Raw genomic sequence first — 14,573 nt, forward strand, 5'->3', positions numbered from 1 at the left:
ATTCAAAAGAACAACGGCGCTTTGGGCTAAAGCGCCGCTTTCTGTGTTTTTCAGAGTGTTTCGCATTTAACTTGAGCCATCTCAAAATGCGAAACACGCGCAACATTCGAAGGTTGCGCTGCGTTTCGCGAAAAGCTGTGATTCAGAGTTTTCCCGAAACGCTGTAGGTAGAATTAATGTGCTGTTGCGCCTGATCCTTGCGTGGATTGCAGCGCGGCAGCCGCCGCTTCCTCAGCCTCTTCATCCCACTCCACCGCCTGTGGCGTGTCCACCAAAGCAAGACGCAGCACTTCGCTCACGTGATCGACGGGGATGATTTCCAGCCCCTCTTTCACATTGTCGGGAATCTCCACCAGATCCTTCTCGTTGTCGCGCGGGATAAGCACCGTGGTGATCCCCCCGCGCAACGCGGCAAGAAGTTTTTCCTTCAAGCCTCCAATGGGAAGGGCCGTGCCGCGCAGGGTGACTTCACCCGTCATGGCAATGTCCTTGCGCACCGGAATGCCGGTCAGAACCGAGACAATCGACGTCACCATGGCAAGACCGGCACTTGGCCCGTCTTTCGGCGTCGCGCCTTCGGGCACATGCACGTGGATGTCCCATTTCTCAAACTTGGGCGGCTTGACCCCGATCTTTGGTGCAATCGAACGCACATAGGAATTCGCCGCGTCGATGGATTCCTTCATCACATCGCCCAGCTTACCGGTGGTTTTCATCCGGCCTTTACCCGGCAGACGCAGCGCCTCGATGTTCAAAAGCTCACCGCCCACCGAGGTATAGGCCAGACCGGTCACGACACCGACCTGATCTTTTTCCTCGGCCAGGCCGAACTTGAACTTTTTCACGCCAAGGAAGTCGTCGATGTTTTCTGATGTGACATCAACGCTTTCCGCCTCTTTGCGGATGATCTTGGTCAGCGCCTTACGCGCCACCTTGCCAATCTCACGTTCAAGATTCCGAACCCCCGCCTCACGCGTGTAGTAGCGGATGATATCGGTCAGCGCATCGTCGCCAAAGCTGAATTCCTTGGCTTTCAACCCGTGGTTCTTGATCTGCTTGGGCAGCAAATGCTGCTTGGCGATCTCGCGCTTTTCGTCCTCGGTGTAGCCGGCCAGCGGAATGATCTCCATCCGGTCCAACAGTGGCCCGGGCATGTTGTAGGAGTTCGCCGTGGTCAGGAACATCACGTTCGAGAGGTCATATTCGACCTCCATATAGTGATCGACAAAGGTCGAATTCTGTTCGGGATCAAGAACTTCGAGCATGGCCGAGGCCGGGTCACCCCGGAAATCCTGACCCATCTTGTCGATCTCATCCAAAAGAATGAGCGGATTGGTCGTCTTGGCCTTTTTCAGCGCCTGAATGATCTTACCGGGCATTGAGCCGATATAAGTCCGGCGGTGACCGCGAATTTCGCTTTCATCACGCACGCCACCCAAAGAGATGCGAATAAATTCGCGCCCGGTGGCCTTCGCCACGGATTGACCCAGGGACGTCTTGCCAACACCCGGAGGACCAACAAGGCACAGGATCGGGCCCTTGAGTTTCTTCGAGCGCTGCTGCACCGCAAGATACTCGACGATACGTTCCTTCACCTTTTCAAGGCCATAGTGGTCATTGTCGAGCACATCCTGCGCGCGACTGAGGTCCTTTTTGACCCGGCTTTTCACACCCCATGGAATCGACAGCATCCAATCGAGGTAGTTGCGCACCACGGTGGCCTCGGCCGACATGGGGCTCATGTTCTTGAGCTTTTTCAGCTCGCCATCGACCTTCTCACGCGCCTCTTTCGAGAGCTTGGTGTTGGCGATTTTCTCTTCAAGCTCAGCGATTTCGCCCTCGCCCTCTTCGCCATCGCCCAATTCCTTCTGAATGGCCTTCATTTGCTCATTCAGGTAGTATTCACGCTGAGTGCGCTCCATCTGGGATTTGACGCGGGTCTTGATCTTTTTCTCGACCTGAAGCACCGACATCTCGCCCTGCATCAGACCGTAAACCTTCTCAAGACGTTCGCTCACCGAGAGCGTTTCCAAAAGCTCCTGCTTTTGGTCCACTTCAATGCCCAGATGCCCCGACACAAGATCGGCCAGCTTGGCCGCATCATCGGCCTCGGTCACGGCCGCCAACGCCTCTTCGGGGATGTTTTTCTTGATCTTGGCGTAGCGTGCGAATTCATCCGTCACCGTGCGCAACAACGCCTCAATCGTTGCGGCATCGCCCGGCATCTCGGTCAGATACTCGGCGCGAGCCTCAAAAAAGTTTGGATTTTCAATGTAATCCGAGATTTTCACACGGCTCACGCCCTCAACCAGCACTTTGACCGTGCTGTCGGGCAGTTTGAGCAGCTGCAGCACATTGGCCAGCACACCGGTGTTGTAAATGCCGTCAGATGTCGGATCGTCCTCAGATGGATCAATCTGACTGCTCAGCAGGATTTGTTTGTCATCCTGCATCACCTCTTCCAGCGCGCGCACCGATTTTTCACGGCCCACGAAAAGCGGCACGATCATATGTGGAAACACCACAATATCGCGCAGCGGCAGCACTGGGTAAGAGGCGTTAAGGGGATCTTTCATGCTCGATATCCTATACTCGCAAAAAGGCTCTGGTCCCGACTTGGCGGCAACGCCCGGCCTTTTCCGTTTCGATTTGGTTAATCTGGGGCGATGCCCGCCCTGTTTCAACCTTGGTCGGCTTATATGGGGTCGTTTTACCTGTGGCGCCGACAATGCCGTGCGCACAGCGCTGGCACAAGCGCGAATTCAATCAAATTTCAGGTTTGTTTAAGGGTTCAGGCCAAAACGGACGCTGCCAAAACGGCGACAGAAATCCAACTGGCGGTAAATACGGCAAATGGCATGGTCAGGTCCTCACTAGTTACACTTCAAACTAAGAAAGGACCGCACACGCGCCTAGTCAGGTTACCCTGACTTTTGGTCACATAGACGCGCGTGCGGTTCCAAAAATCCGGCGAGGTCAGGCCAGCAGAGAAATTGCGACCATCGCCATAAAGGCCCAGGAAAAGGAAAAGACAGCAAAAGACATTTTATCGGTTCCCATCAACCGGGCGTGAACCGCCCGTGAAACCGAAGGTGCATGCAAAACCTTCTCAAAGGGTAAACGGATCATAACGAACCTTAACTTTACGCCAGAACAGCGACCGCCAAAACGGCTGCTGACATCCAGCTCACAGCAAACATTGCAAAAGGCATAATACTATCACTCACAGACATCACTAAAACACGGGTATCCTACCCCGAGTCAGGCGATATCACCTAGCAAGAATCCGCCGATGGGGCAGAAACGGACTGATGCCAAAATCGGGATAATGCAGTTTTCAGAGCGGATCGATGTCGCCACGGGCGCGTTCCGCATGGAAGTTTTCTTCCCACGCGGCAAAATTTCTATTGGCTATCGCGCTGCGCATTCCATCCATAACATCCTGATAATACTGCAAATTATGCCATGTCAGCAGCATGGAGCTTAAAATTTCCTGACTGCGAAACAGATGATGCAGATAGGCGCGCGAGTAGTTGCGGCAAGCAGGACAGGAACACGCCTCATCCAGCGGACGTGTGTCATCCATGTGACGCGCGTTCTTGATATTGAGCTGTCCATACCGGGTGAAAACTTGCCCCGTGCGCCCCGAACGAGAGGGCAAAACACAGTCCATCATGTCAATGCCGCGCTTCACGGCGCCCACAATATCGTCAGGTTTGCCAACCCCCATCAGGTAGCGTGGTTTGTCCTTTGGCAGGCTGTCGCAGGCATAATCCAGCACGCCAAACATGGCCTCCTGCCCTTCCCCCACGGCAAGGCCGCCGACGGCATAGCCATCAAACCCAATCTCAACCAGCGCCTTGGCGCTTTCTTCGCGCAGCTCTCGCGTCACGCCGCCCTGCATAATGCCGAAAAGCGCATGTCCGGGCCGGTCGCCGAATGCATCCTTCGACCGCTCCGCCCACCGCATCGACAGGCGCATGGCCCGCGCCACCTCTTCGTCCGTGGCTGGCAGTGCGGGGCACTCATCGAAACACATCACGATGTCCGAGCCCAAAAGCGCCTGAATTTCCATCGAGCGTTCCGGCGTCAACTCATATTTGGACCCATCAATATGGCTCTTAAACGTCACGCCCTTTTCGGTCAGTTTTCTTAACCCTGCCAGGCTCATCACCTGAAACCCGCCGCTGTCGGTCAGGATGGGCCGGTCCCAGTTCATGAACCTGTGCAACCCGCCAAGGGACGCAACGCGTTCTGCGCCCGGACGCAGCATCAGGTGATAGGTATTGCCCAACAGGATATCCGCGCCGGTCTCACGCACACTTTCCGGCATCATCGCCTTGACCGTCGCCGCCGTGCCCACAGGCATGAAAGCGGGCGTGCGGATGTCTCCACGCGGCGTGTTGATTACACCAGTACGTGCCGAGCCATCTGTGGCCTGCAAATCAAAAGAAAAACCCAATCGACACCCGTTTCTTACACTTTCGCCTCTCTCTAAAGCGGTTTACCTTACATTGTAAATTCGCCGTGAGCACATATATTGTATACTGTAGTATACATTAAAGAGGGACCTACATGACAGAAGATCAAATCATCAATCTGCTTTCTTCGAACCTGATTTACATCCTGCTCGCCTTTCTTCTTTTCCTTGTCATTTTCAAGGGCATCAAGATTGTTCCCCAATCGGAACAACATGTGGTCGAACGCTTTGGCCGCCTGCGCTCGGTGCTTGGGCCTGGCATCAACTTTATCGTGCCTTTTCTGGACGTTGTGCGACACAAGATATCCATTCTTGAACGCCAACTTCCCAATGCCAGCCAGGACGCCATCACCAAGGACAACGTGCTGGTGCAGGTGGAAACCTCTGTCTTCTACCGCATCACGCAACCCGAAAAGACCGTCTACCGGATCCGCGATGTAGATGCCGCGATCGCCACCACTGTAGCCGGGATCGTGCGGGCCGAAATTGGTAAAATGGATCTTGATGATGTGCAGGCCAACCGAAATCAGCTGATCTCGACCATCAAAATCCTGGTCGAAAGTGCCGTGGATGATTGGGGAATCGAAGTCACCCGCGCTGAAATCCTCGATGTGAACCTCGATCAGGCGACGCGTGATGCCATGCTGCAACAGCTCAACGCCGAACGTGCGCGCCGGGCGCAGGTGACTGAAGCCGAAGGGCAGCGCCGCGCTGTGGAGTTGGCTGCCGATGCCGAGCTTTATGCAGCCCAGAAAGCCGCCGAAGCCCGCCGGGTGGAAGCCGATGCCGAAGCTTACGCAACCGGCGTTGTCGCCAAAGCGATTGCCGATAACGGTCTGGAGGCCGCGCAGTATCAGGTCGCCCTGAAACAGGTGGAGTCGCTCAACGCATTGGGCCAAGGCCCGTCCTCATCCACCGTTCTGGTGCCCGCGCAGGCGCTTGAAGCCTTCGGAAATGCCTTCAACATGCTGAAAGGAAAGTCATAATGGCCTGGGTATCACTCTGGTGGGTCTGGCTTTGCGCAGCACTCGTGTTGGCCATTCTCGAACTCCTGGTGCCAAGCTATATCTTCCTTGGCATCGCCGTGGGCGCTGCCATCATGGCGGGCATAGTGGTCATCTTTCCGCCGCTTGGGGTGTCGACCCTTATGGCCATATTCGCAGCACTTTCCCTCGTCTCTTGGCTTGTCTTGCGGCGCATTTTCCGGTCTCCCGATGACCAGACGCGCATCGTGCACGAGGACGTCAACAAATAAGCGCCCTTGAGTTGGCGCAGGATACATGTTGGGATCAGGGCTCGGCCGGAAGACGTCTCCGCGCCGGGCCCTTGAATTTAAAGCAGGTTTCTTATGGCTGACAGCTCCACTCCCGAAACACTTCAATTTGGTTGGGAAGAATGGATCAGCCTGCCCGATCTGGGCGTCCCTGCCCTGCGTGCCAAAGTGGATACCGGCGCGCGCACCTCGGCGCTGCATGCCTTTGATATCGAAACCTTTGGCTCTGCAGCCAAACCCAAGGTGCGGTTCACTGTGCATCCCATTCCGGGCCGCGATGATCTGGTGATCCCCTGCTCGGCCCCCATCGTGGACCGTCGCGAAGTGGCCAGTTCAAACGGTGAAAAAGAACTGCGCTTTGTGATCGAAAGCACGATGGAAGTGGCCGGGCAAAGCTGGCCCATTGAGATCACGCTGACCAACCGGTCCTCAATGACAAGCCGGATGCTCTTGGGGCGACAGGCGATGAAGGATCACATTTCCATTGCAGCTACGGATCGGTTTCTGCAGCCCGAGCTCAATTACGATGTCTATCACACCAAGCGCATGCGCGAGGTCCAGCCCAATCGCGCCCTGCGCATTGCCGTGCTGAGCCGGGAGGACAATTACTCGACCAGACGGCTTGTGGAAGAGGGTGAAAAGCGCGGCCATGCGGTTGAGGTGATCAACACAACCCGTTGTTATATGGCGATAAACACGCTGGCCCCTGAAGTGCATTACGATGGTAAGCGCCTGCCGCGCTATGACGCCGTGATCCCGCGCATCGGCGCCTCGATCACCGCTTATGGCGCGGCTGTCATCCGCCAGTTTGAAACCATCGGCACCTATTGTGTGAACCCGTCGGCAGGCATCACCGCCAGCCGGGACAAGCTCTACGCACATCAGATCATGGCGCGCGCCAAGGTTGGGATGCCCAACACAGCCTTTGCCGCCTCGCCCCAGGACACCGGCAATCTCATCGGGTTGGTGGGCACGGCACCGTTGATCGTGAAACTTCTGGAATCCACCCAAGGCAAGGGCGTTGTTCTGGCAGAAACCAAAAAGGCCGCCGAGTCGGTGATCGACGCCTTTCGCGGGCTCAAGGCCAACTTCCTCGTGCAGGATTTCGTCAAGGAGGCCGCAGGTGAAGATATCCGCTGCCTGGTCATTGGCGGCAAGGTCGTCGCCTCAATGAAACGCACCGGGGCCGAGGGAGATTTTCGCTCGAACCTGCACCGCGGCGGATCGGCCAAGTCGGTGCGCATCACCAAAACCGAACGCGAAACCGCCCTGCGCGCGGCCAAGTCATTTGGGCTTGGCCTGGCTGGTGTGGACCTTTTGCGCGCTGAGGCTGGACCCAAAGTGCTGGAGGTCAATTCCTCGCCGGGCATGGAAGGGATCGAGACATCCACGGGTAAAAATATTGTCGGTATGCTCTATGAAGATATCGAAGCACGTGTGCGTCCGGCGCCAATTCGCAGGCGGAAAGCGGCGAAATAGCACAACCTTGGTTGGGACACGCCTCTGGACGTGCCCTGACTTAAACCTTATATCTTTGCTCAGGAAAACGTCATAGGACCGGACATGACCCAAAATCCTGATCCCATGGAAGGTGCGCCGCTCATTGCGCCCTCAACCACAGATCACCCGCTTTACGACCAGATTGTCGAGGCGTGCCGCTCGGTGTTTGACCCTGAGATACCGGTGAATATCTATGACCTGGGTCTGATCTATACCATTGATGTTGATCCAGAAAATGCGGTGAAGGTGATTATGACGCTCACAGCGCCGGGTTGCCCCGTGGCCGGCGAAATGCCTGGCTGGGTGGCCGAGGCAGTTGAACCATTGCCCGGTGTCAAACAGGTCGATGTGGAACTCACTTGGGAGCCCCCCTGGGGCATGGACATGATGAGCGATGAGGCGCGGCTAGAGCTGGGCTTTCTGTAAGGCGGTTATTGGATCGAAAGGCGAGCTACATGTTCGGCATTCCAGGCAAACAAGCGGTCAGCATGACCCCAAAGGCGGCAGAAAAGATTGCCACACTGATGGAGAAAGACGGCCATCAGGGGCTGCGTATCGGCGTCAAGAAAGGCGGCTGCGCGGGCATGGAATACACCATGGATTACGTCAATGAGGTCGACCCACATGACGAGGTGGTCGAACAGGACGGCGCGCGGGTGATGATCGCGCCCATGGCGCAGATGTTCCTCTTTGGCACCGAGATTGATTACCAGACCTCGTTGCTGGAATCCGGTTTTGTCTTCAACAACCCCAATGTCTCCGAGGCCTGCGGCTGCGGCGAGTCGATCAAGTTCGATGAGGCGTTGTTCGAGAAGAAATGAGCGTCTCAGACGCCGATATCGCCGGTTCAGTTGAGCTTTTTGGCCCCATTGGAGACATCACCACACGCAAGATGATGGGCGGGCTGTGCCTTTATGCCGACGGCACGATCTTTGCCATTCTGCACAGCGACGGCACGCCCTATCTCAAGGCGCAAAGCGCTGATATGATTGCCAAGCTGGAAGAGATGGGCGGCACCCGCTGGACCTACAGCCGCAAAGGCAAGCCGCCCACATCCATGCCCTACTGGTCCCTGCCCGACGCCGCGCTTGACGACGCGGAGCTGGCCTGCGATCTGGCACGCGAGACATTGAAGGACCTCAGATGACCCAAGCCCGCAAACTCGCCGCTGGAAACTGGAAGATGAATGGCACCCGCGCGGCGCTTGCAGAGCTGGAGGCGCTGGCCCGGGCGCATCCCAATCCTTCGGTCGGTATCCTGATCTGCCCGCCTGCCACGCTCATTCAGACCGCAAGTGCGGCAATGGCGGATACACCCGTAGAAATTGGCGGACAGGATTGTCACGCCGAGCCATCTGGCACCCATACCGGCGATATCTCGGCGGAAATGCTGGTGGATGCCGGGGCCACATCCGTGATCCTGGGCCATTCAGAGCGCCGCGAGGATCACGAGGAAAGCAGCGAAGATGTCCGCGCCAAGGCCAAGGCGGCACAGGCGGTGGGTCTTGTGACGATCATCTGCCTGGGCGAGTCGCTGGCCCAACGCGAGGCCAACAACACGCTCGACATCATCGGCGGTCAGCTGGCCGCCTCCCTGCCCGACAGCTGCTGTGCCACCAACACCGTTGTCGCCTATGAACCCATCTGGGCCATTGGCACCGGCAAAGTGCCCACCACCGCACAGATTGACGAAGTGCATGACTTCATTCGCACGCGGCTGATCCAGCGTTTCGGGGAGGCTGAGGGCGGTGGGATACCGTTGCTTTACGGCGGGTCCGTGAAACCCGGCAACGCGGCCGAGATTTTTGCGACGGACAATGTGGATGGCGCACTTGTGGGCGGCGCGAGTTTGAAGGCCGAGGATTTCTCGCCGATTATCACGGCGCTGGAGGGGTCGGCGTAGGGCGGGGTTTCACCCCGCGATCGCAACACGTGCCGGGTTGAAACCCGGCCTACCAACTGCGTTAAGCCATACATAACATTTACCATTGAGCCGCGCGATTGTCAGACCGCGGGGTGGCGACCTGCTGAAAGTTCAAAGCACTTTATGTCTGCCAAGCCGCAAACTCTTTGAACAATGTGCTGACATCAACCAATCGCCAGCCCGATGGGGCGGTCTGGCGATCGCGCGGCGGCGCTGCGCGCCTCAATTCCGCGCGAGAGTTACACCCCCCTCACCCCACCTCCATCGGCAACACCGTCGTCGACTTGATTTCTTCCATCGACAAAAGCGCCGTAACATTGTGCACTTTCACTTCCGATATCAGCGCCTGGTAGAACGTGTCGTAGGCCCGTGCGTTGGCCACCACGACCTTCAGGATGTAGTCGATATCCCCTGCCAAACGGTGTGCCTCCAGCACTTCGGGGCGGCTTTTCAACGCGTTCAGAAACCGCCCCTGCCAGCCGGCATCATGCTCTGACGTGCGGATCAGGACAAAGAAACACGCCTCGAACCCGAGCGCTTCAGCATCCAGCAGATAGGTCTGGTGCTTGATCACGCCCCCATCGCGCATTTTGCGAATCCGGTTCCACACCGGGGTCTTGGAACTGCCCACGGACTTGGCGATATCATCCAGCGATTGCCCTCCGTCGCGCTGCAGCTCCAAAAGAATTTTCCGATCCAGATCGTCGAGACGAACAGCCATTCCGGTTTTTCCTCTTTTCCAGAACATTCCCGATAAGTTAGCTAAAAATTAGAACATTGATCCTTATTTGCAAGCGTATATGGCGCTTTATTGGAATAATTTCCTATATATTACTCAAGAATTCTGGAACCGGAGGCGACGGCCTTGAAACATTTTCCTATCTTCGTAGCGCTGGAAGGACGGCGCGTGGTGCTGTCGGGCGGCGGTGAGGCGGCTTTGGCCAAGTTGCGTCTACTTCTAAAAACCGAAGCCAGCCTGACCGTGTTCTCATCCGATCCCGCGAAAGAGATCGAAAACTGGGCAAATGAAGGCCGCCTGCGTCTGGTGCGCCGCGCGATGGAGCCGGGTGATGCGACCTGCGCCGTGCTTTTCTATGCCGCTGACGAGGATGACGCCGAAGACGCGCGCACCTCGACCATTGCCCGTGCGGATGGGGCGATGGTCAATATCGTCGACAATCTGGGCGACAGCGAATTTATCACACCTGCCATCGTCGATCGTGACCCTGTCACCGTCGCCATCGGCACCGAGGGCGCAGCCCCGGTTCTGGCCCGAGCCATAAAATCCGACCTTGAGGCGCGCCTGCCCGCCAACCTGGGTCCGCTCGCGCGCATCGGCAAGGCCTTCCGCAAAGCGGTTGAAGTGCTGCCCATGGGCCGCAAGCGTCGCGACTTCTGGTCGGACTTTTACTTCAACGCAGGCCCCCGCGCGATGGATCAGGGCGGTGAAAACGCTGTGCAGGACACCCTGCCCGCTCTTCTCGACAAACATGAGCGCGCGCAAGAGCGTGAAGGGCATGTCGCCTTTGTCGGCGCAGGTCCCGGCGACCCGGAGCTTCTGACGCTCAAGGCGCGCAAGGCGCTCGACGCGGCCGATGTGGTCATTCACGACCGTCTTGTGACCAAGGACATTTTGGAACTCGCCCGCCGCGAGGCCATCCTGATCAACGCTGGCAAAGAGGGGTTTGGCCCCTCCATGTCGCAAGATGACATCAACGCGCTGATCATCGAGCATGCCGCCACAGGCGCACAGGTGGTGCGCCTCAAGGGCGGCGATCCCACCGTTTTTGGCCGTCTGGATGAAGAAATTGAGGCCGTCATGGCCGCCGACATCAGCTGGCACGTCGTGCCTGGCATTACCGCCGCCTCGGCCAGTGTCGCAAGCCTGGGTCAAAGCCTGACCAAGCGGGGGCGCAACTCGTCTGTGCGCTTTGTCACCGGTCACGACATGAAGGGTTATGCCGATCACGACTGGGCCTCGCTGGCCCGCCCCGGAGAGGTGGCCGCCGTCTACATGGGCAAGAAATCCGCCCGCTTTATTCAGGGCCGTCTGTTGATGTACGGCGCGGATCGCAGCACACCGGTGAGCATCATTGAAAACGCCAGCCGCCCGGATCAGCGCATTCTGGCGACCACCCTGTCGGGGCTGGTCAATGATCTCGACGCCTCTGACCTCAATGGCCCGGCCCTCACGCTCATCGGCCTTGCCCCCCGCGCCGCCGAAGCCGCCCTTACAGATATTCAACAGGAGTTCGCCTGATGCCCCGTGAATTCACTCCCAAAGTCGTCACCGCCAACGCGCTGATTGAGGGCGATGTGGTCTATCAGACCGCCGATGACCGCTGGACGCGCGATCTTTCCGAGGCGGAACTTATCAAAGACGAGGGTCTGGCCAATCTGCGTCTGGCCCAGGCAGAAGGCCAGCCCGAGCTAGTTGTGGGCGCGTATCTGGCCGATGCCGCACCGTCCGAGGATGGACCGCAGCCGACGCATTTCCGCGAAGAGTTTAGGCGCACCGGGCCGTCGAATTACTTCCACGGCAAACAGGCGGAGTTGACTGATGTATAACTATTCCGAATTCGACGCCGCTTTCGTGGCCGAGCGCAACCGCCAGTTCCGTGCTCAGGTCGAGCGCCGCATTGACGGCTCGCTCACCGAGGACGAATTCAAGCCCCTGCGCCTGATGAACGGCCTTTACCTGCAACTGCACGCCTACATGCTGCGCGTGGCCATTCCCTATGGCACGCTTGGCAGCGCCAAGATGCGTCAGTTGGCGCTGCTGGCAGAGAAGTGGGACAAGGGCTATGGCCATTTCACCACGCGTCAGAACATTCAATACAACTGGCCCGAGCTGCGCGATGTGCCGGATATGCTCGATGCGCTGGCCGAGGTGGGGATGCACGCCATCCAGACATCCGGCAACACGATCCGCAACGTGACGGCAGACCATTTTGCAGGGGCTGCGGCAGATGAGATTGCCGATCCCCGCCCTGTGGCCGAGCTTTTGCGTCAGTGGTCCACCGACCACGCGGAGTTTCAATTCCTGCCGCGCAAATTCAAGATTGCCGTCACCGGCGCACCCGCTGACCGGGCCGTGACGCTCGCCCATGACATCGGCCTGCAGATCGTAGAGCGCGAAGGCGAGATCGGCTATAAGGTCATCGTAGGCGGTGGTTTGGGCCGCACGCCGATGATTGGCAAGGTCATCGCTGAGTTTGTCTCTCAGGACGACTTGTTGCCCTATGTTGAGGCCGTAGTTAGCGTCTGGAACCTGCTGGGCCGCCGCGACAACAAATATAAAAGCCGCATCAAGATCACCGTGCATGAGCATGGCATCGAGGACATCCGCGCGCGGGTCGAGGAGCGGTTCAAGGTGATCCGCCCGACCTTTAGCGGCATTGACGTGCAGCTCTTTGAAGAGATCAAGGCCGCCTTTGCGCCCCCTGCGTTCCGCGAGGAAAGCACCGCGATCTTTGAAACCACCTACAAAACCGATCCGATCTTCCGGTCCTGGGCGGATGTGAACCTCGCAGACCACCGCGCGCCGGGCTATGCCATCGTGCAGATCAGCCTCAAGGCGCATGGCGAAACGCCCGGTGATGCCACAGCCGAGCAGATGCGCGTTATGGCCGATCTGGCCGAGCGCTATGGCCATGATGAGTTGCGGATCAGCCATGAGCAGAACGTGATCCTGCCGCATGTGCATAAATCCGACCTGCCCGCCATTCATGCCGAGCTGAAAAAGCATGGGCTGGCCACGGCCAATATCGGGCTGATCAGCGATATCATCGCCTGCCCCGGCATGGATTACTGTGCGCTGGCCACAGCCCGGTCCATCCCGATTGCCCAAGAGATTGCCACGCGCTTTGACGAGCTAAAGCTGGAGCATGAAATTGGCGAGCTGAAGATCAAGATCTCGGGCTGCATCAACGCCTGTGGGCACCACCATGTGGGCCATATCGGCATCCTGGGCCTCGACCGCGCGGGTGTGGAGAACTACCAAATCACGCTGGGTGGCGACCACACCGAAACTGCCGCCATTGGTGACCGCACCGGGCCGGGGTTCTCTGCGGACGAGATCATTCCGGCCATCGAGCGGATCGTTGAGGCGTATCTTGACCTGCGCGATGGAGCAGATGAGACCTTCATCGAAACCTACCGCCGTGTGGGTATGCCTCCGTTCAAAGCGGCCCTTTATGAGCAGGCCGAAGCCTATGCTGCTGAATAAGATCAACACGGATCTGCCGGTTCGGGTTGATAGCCTGAATGAGTGGTACAGGCTGCATTCGGCCACAGCCGTGCTGACACATGCGCTTGGCAACCCGGATGCGGGCAAGCTGGCGCTGGTGTCGAGCTTTGGCGCCGAGTCCGTCGTGCTCTTGCACATGGTCTCGGTCATTGATCGCAGCACACCGGTCATATTTATCGACACCGAGATGCTCTTTGCCGAGACGCTGGTCTATCAGCAGGAGGTGAGCGAGCGGCTGGGGCTGAACGATGTGCGAACCATTCGCGCCTCAAACGTGGCGCTCAAGGCCGAAGACCCGGATGCCACGTTGCATCAACGCGAAACAGACGCCTGCTGCGCTTTGCGCAAAACCCAGCCTTTGCAAGACGCGCTTGCAGGCTTCGATGGCTGGATCACAGGCCGCAAACGCTATCATGGCGGGGACCGCACCACTCTCGATTTCTTCGAGGTCGAAGAGGCCACAGGTCGCATGAAGATCAACCCGCTCGCCCATTGGACGCGGAAAGATGTGCAGACCTACATGGAAGAAAACCGGCTGCCGCGTCATCCGATGGTGACCAAAGGCTATCCGTCGATCGGCTGTATGCCCTGCACCAGCCCGGTAAACAGAAATGAAGATATCCGCGCAGGCCGTTGGCGTGGAACAGAAAAATCCGAGTGCGGCATCCATTTCGTGGACGGGAAAGCCGTCAGAACAGGAGAAAGAGCATGAGCATTATCGTATCCGACGCAGGTTTTGCACAAGACGACTGGGAGGGCGATTTCGCCGCGCTCAATGACGCGCATCCTGGTGTCGCCATTGACCTGGCCTCGTCCAATGACCCCAATGAGTTGGCCGGGCGTCTTGATGACACGCCCATGATCAGGGTGGATTTCCCCAACTTTGCTGATGGGCGCGGGTTCACTATCGCACGTCAGCTGCGACTGATGGGGTTCAAGGGCCGCCTTCGCGCCCGCGGCCATGTGATTGCGGATCAATACGCAATGGCGCGGCGTGCGGGGTTTGACGAGATTGAAATCTCGGAAGATCTGGCCAAGCGTCAGCCCGAGGATCAGTGGATGTTCCGCGCCGATTGGCGCGCGCACGACTACCAAAGCCGTCTGCGGGGAGCCTCTGCGAGCGAATTTGCCGCTGAATAACCCCTTCA

15 protein-coding genes are annotated in these 14,573 nt (G+C 58.0%); 12 read left to right on the plus strand and 3 right to left on the minus strand.

Annotated features, from left to right (window positions below):
- Positions 1-173 precede the first annotated feature (173 nt).
- Both lon and tgt read right to left on the minus strand, forming a co-directional pair.
- Positions 174-2,576 carry an endopeptidase La gene (gene lon / locus RZS32_RS18175; RefSeq protein ID WP_317054956.1) on the minus strand — a complete coding sequence of 801 codons (2,403 nt, stop codon included), beginning with the start codon at positions 2,574-2,576 and terminating at the stop codon, positions 174-176.
- A 761-nt stretch (positions 2,577-3,337) separates the two neighbouring features.
- Positions 3,338-4,462, minus strand: coding sequence for a tRNA guanosine(34) transglycosylase Tgt (gene tgt, locus RZS32_RS18180; protein WP_317054957.1), 1,125 nt, complete (start codon positions 4,460-4,462; stop codon positions 3,338-3,340).
- 113 nt (positions 4,463-4,575) lie between these two features.
- Between tgt and RZS32_RS18185 the strand changes: the two genes are divergently transcribed.
- From RZS32_RS18185 to tpiA, 7 genes are all read left to right on the plus strand, one after another.
- Positions 4,576-5,466 (plus strand): SPFH domain-containing protein, encoded by an 891-nt coding sequence (locus tag RZS32_RS18185; RefSeq protein WP_317054958.1) that lies wholly within the window; start codon positions 4,576-4,578, stop codon positions 5,464-5,466.
- A complete protein-coding gene (locus RZS32_RS18190) occupies positions 5,466-5,735 on the plus strand; it encodes an NfeD family protein (RefSeq protein WP_317054959.1) in 270 nt (89 codons plus the stop codon). Before RZS32_RS18185 ends, RZS32_RS18190 begins: the two co-directional genes overlap by 1 nt.
- 93 nt (positions 5,736-5,828) lie before the next feature.
- On the plus strand, positions 5,829-7,232 hold the full coding sequence (gene rimK / locus RZS32_RS18195; RefSeq protein ID WP_317054960.1) for a 30S ribosomal protein S6--L-glutamate ligase: 1,404 nt from the start codon (positions 5,829-5,831) through the stop codon (positions 7,230-7,232).
- Between the two features lie 84 nt (positions 7,233-7,316).
- Positions 7,317-7,679 (plus strand): SUF system Fe-S cluster assembly protein, encoded by a 363-nt coding sequence (locus tag RZS32_RS18200; protein ID WP_317054961.1) that lies wholly within the window; start codon positions 7,317-7,319, stop codon positions 7,677-7,679.
- Positions 7,680-7,708: 29 nt separating this feature from the next.
- The gene (locus RZS32_RS18205; RefSeq protein ID WP_317054962.1) at positions 7,709-8,074 is read left to right on the plus strand and encodes a HesB/IscA family protein; all 366 of its coding nucleotides are present in this window, start codon (positions 7,709-7,711) and stop codon (positions 8,072-8,074) included.
- Positions 8,071-8,400, plus strand: a complete 330-nt coding sequence (locus RZS32_RS18210; RefSeq protein WP_317054963.1) for a TfoX/Sxy family protein — start codon at positions 8,071-8,073, stop codon at positions 8,398-8,400. The genes RZS32_RS18205 and RZS32_RS18210 overlap by 4 nt, the downstream gene beginning before the upstream one ends.
- Entirely contained in the window at positions 8,397-9,155 is a 759-nt protein-coding gene (tpiA, locus tag RZS32_RS18215) for a triose-phosphate isomerase (protein WP_317054964.1), read from the plus strand. Before RZS32_RS18210 ends, tpiA begins: the two co-directional genes overlap by 4 nt.
- A 271-nt stretch (positions 9,156-9,426) precedes the next feature.
- On the opposite strand, the gene RZS32_RS18220 is transcribed toward tpiA, so the two are convergent.
- A complete protein-coding gene (locus RZS32_RS18220) occupies positions 9,427-9,897 on the minus strand; it encodes an Lrp/AsnC family transcriptional regulator (RefSeq protein ID WP_338551083.1) in 471 nt (156 codons plus the stop codon).
- 144 nt (positions 9,898-10,041) lie between these two features.
- On the opposite strand from RZS32_RS18220, the gene cysG reads away from it, so the two are divergent.
- The 5 genes from cysG to RZS32_RS18245 are packed head-to-tail and all read left to right on the plus strand — an operon-like array spanning position 10,042 to position 14,565.
- The gene (cysG, locus tag RZS32_RS18225) at positions 10,042-11,436 is read left to right on the plus strand and encodes a siroheme synthase CysG (protein ID WP_317054965.1); all 1,395 of its coding nucleotides are present in this window, start codon (positions 10,042-10,044) and stop codon (positions 11,434-11,436) included.
- Positions 11,436-11,744: a DUF2849 domain-containing protein gene (locus tag RZS32_RS18230; protein ID WP_317054966.1), complete on the plus strand. Its 309-nt coding sequence runs from the start codon at positions 11,436-11,438 to the stop codon at positions 11,742-11,744. Before cysG ends, RZS32_RS18230 begins: the two co-directional genes overlap by 1 nt.
- Positions 11,737-13,404, plus strand: a complete 1,668-nt coding sequence (locus RZS32_RS18235) for a nitrite/sulfite reductase (protein ID WP_317054967.1) — start codon at positions 11,737-11,739, stop codon at positions 13,402-13,404. The genes RZS32_RS18230 and RZS32_RS18235 overlap by 8 nt, the downstream gene beginning before the upstream one ends.
- Positions 13,391-14,137, plus strand: a complete 747-nt coding sequence (locus RZS32_RS18240; RefSeq protein WP_317054968.1) for a phosphoadenylyl-sulfate reductase — start codon at positions 13,391-13,393, stop codon at positions 14,135-14,137. Before RZS32_RS18235 ends, RZS32_RS18240 begins: the two co-directional genes overlap by 14 nt.
- Positions 14,134-14,565, plus strand: coding sequence for a DUF934 domain-containing protein (locus tag RZS32_RS18245; RefSeq protein ID WP_317054969.1), 432 nt, complete (start codon positions 14,134-14,136; stop codon positions 14,563-14,565). Before RZS32_RS18240 ends, RZS32_RS18245 begins: the two co-directional genes overlap by 4 nt.
- Positions 14,566-14,573 lie beyond the last annotated feature (8 nt).

This window comes from Roseovarius sp. W115, from assembly GCF_032842945.2.
Lineage (GTDB): Bacteria > Pseudomonadota > Alphaproteobacteria > Rhodobacterales > Rhodobacteraceae > Roseovarius > Roseovarius rhodophyticola.

Bases quoted from the DNA above. Each gene is read 5' to 3' on its own strand.
- lon (WP_317054956.1), bottom strand. From the start codon at position 2,576: ATGAAAGATCCCCTTAACGCCTCTTACCCAGTGCTGCCGCTGCGCGAT.
- RZS32_RS18185 (WP_317054958.1), top strand. From the start codon at position 4,576: ATGACAGAAGATCAAATCATCAATCTGCTTTCTTCGAACCTGATTTAC.
- RZS32_RS18190 (WP_317054959.1), top strand. From the start codon at position 5,466: ATGGCCTGGGTATCACTCTGGTGGGTCTGGCTTTGCGCAGCACTCGTG.
- rimK (WP_317054960.1), top strand. From the start codon at position 5,829: ATGGCTGACAGCTCCACTCCCGAAACACTTCAATTTGGTTGGGAAGAA.
- RZS32_RS18200 (WP_317054961.1), top strand. From the start codon at position 7,317: ATGACCCAAAATCCTGATCCCATGGAAGGTGCGCCGCTCATTGCGCCC.
- RZS32_RS18205 (WP_317054962.1), top strand. From the start codon at position 7,709: ATGTTCGGCATTCCAGGCAAACAAGCGGTCAGCATGACCCCAAAGGCG.
- RZS32_RS18210 (WP_317054963.1), top strand. From the start codon at position 8,071: ATGAGCGTCTCAGACGCCGATATCGCCGGTTCAGTTGAGCTTTTTGGC.
- tpiA (WP_317054964.1), top strand. From the start codon at position 8,397: ATGACCCAAGCCCGCAAACTCGCCGCTGGAAACTGGAAGATGAATGGC.
- RZS32_RS18220 (WP_338551083.1), bottom strand. From the start codon at position 9,897: ATGGCTGTTCGTCTCGACGATCTGGATCGGAAAATTCTTTTGGAGCTG.
- RZS32_RS18230 (WP_317054966.1), top strand. From the start codon at position 11,436: ATGCCCCGTGAATTCACTCCCAAAGTCGTCACCGCCAACGCGCTGATT.
- RZS32_RS18235 (WP_317054967.1), top strand. From the start codon at position 11,737: ATGTATAACTATTCCGAATTCGACGCCGCTTTCGTGGCCGAGCGCAAC.
- RZS32_RS18240 (WP_317054968.1), top strand. From the start codon at position 13,391: ATGCTGCTGAATAAGATCAACACGGATCTGCCGGTTCGGGTTGATAGC.
- RZS32_RS18245 (WP_317054969.1), top strand. From the start codon at position 14,134: ATGAGCATTATCGTATCCGACGCAGGTTTTGCACAAGACGACTGGGAG.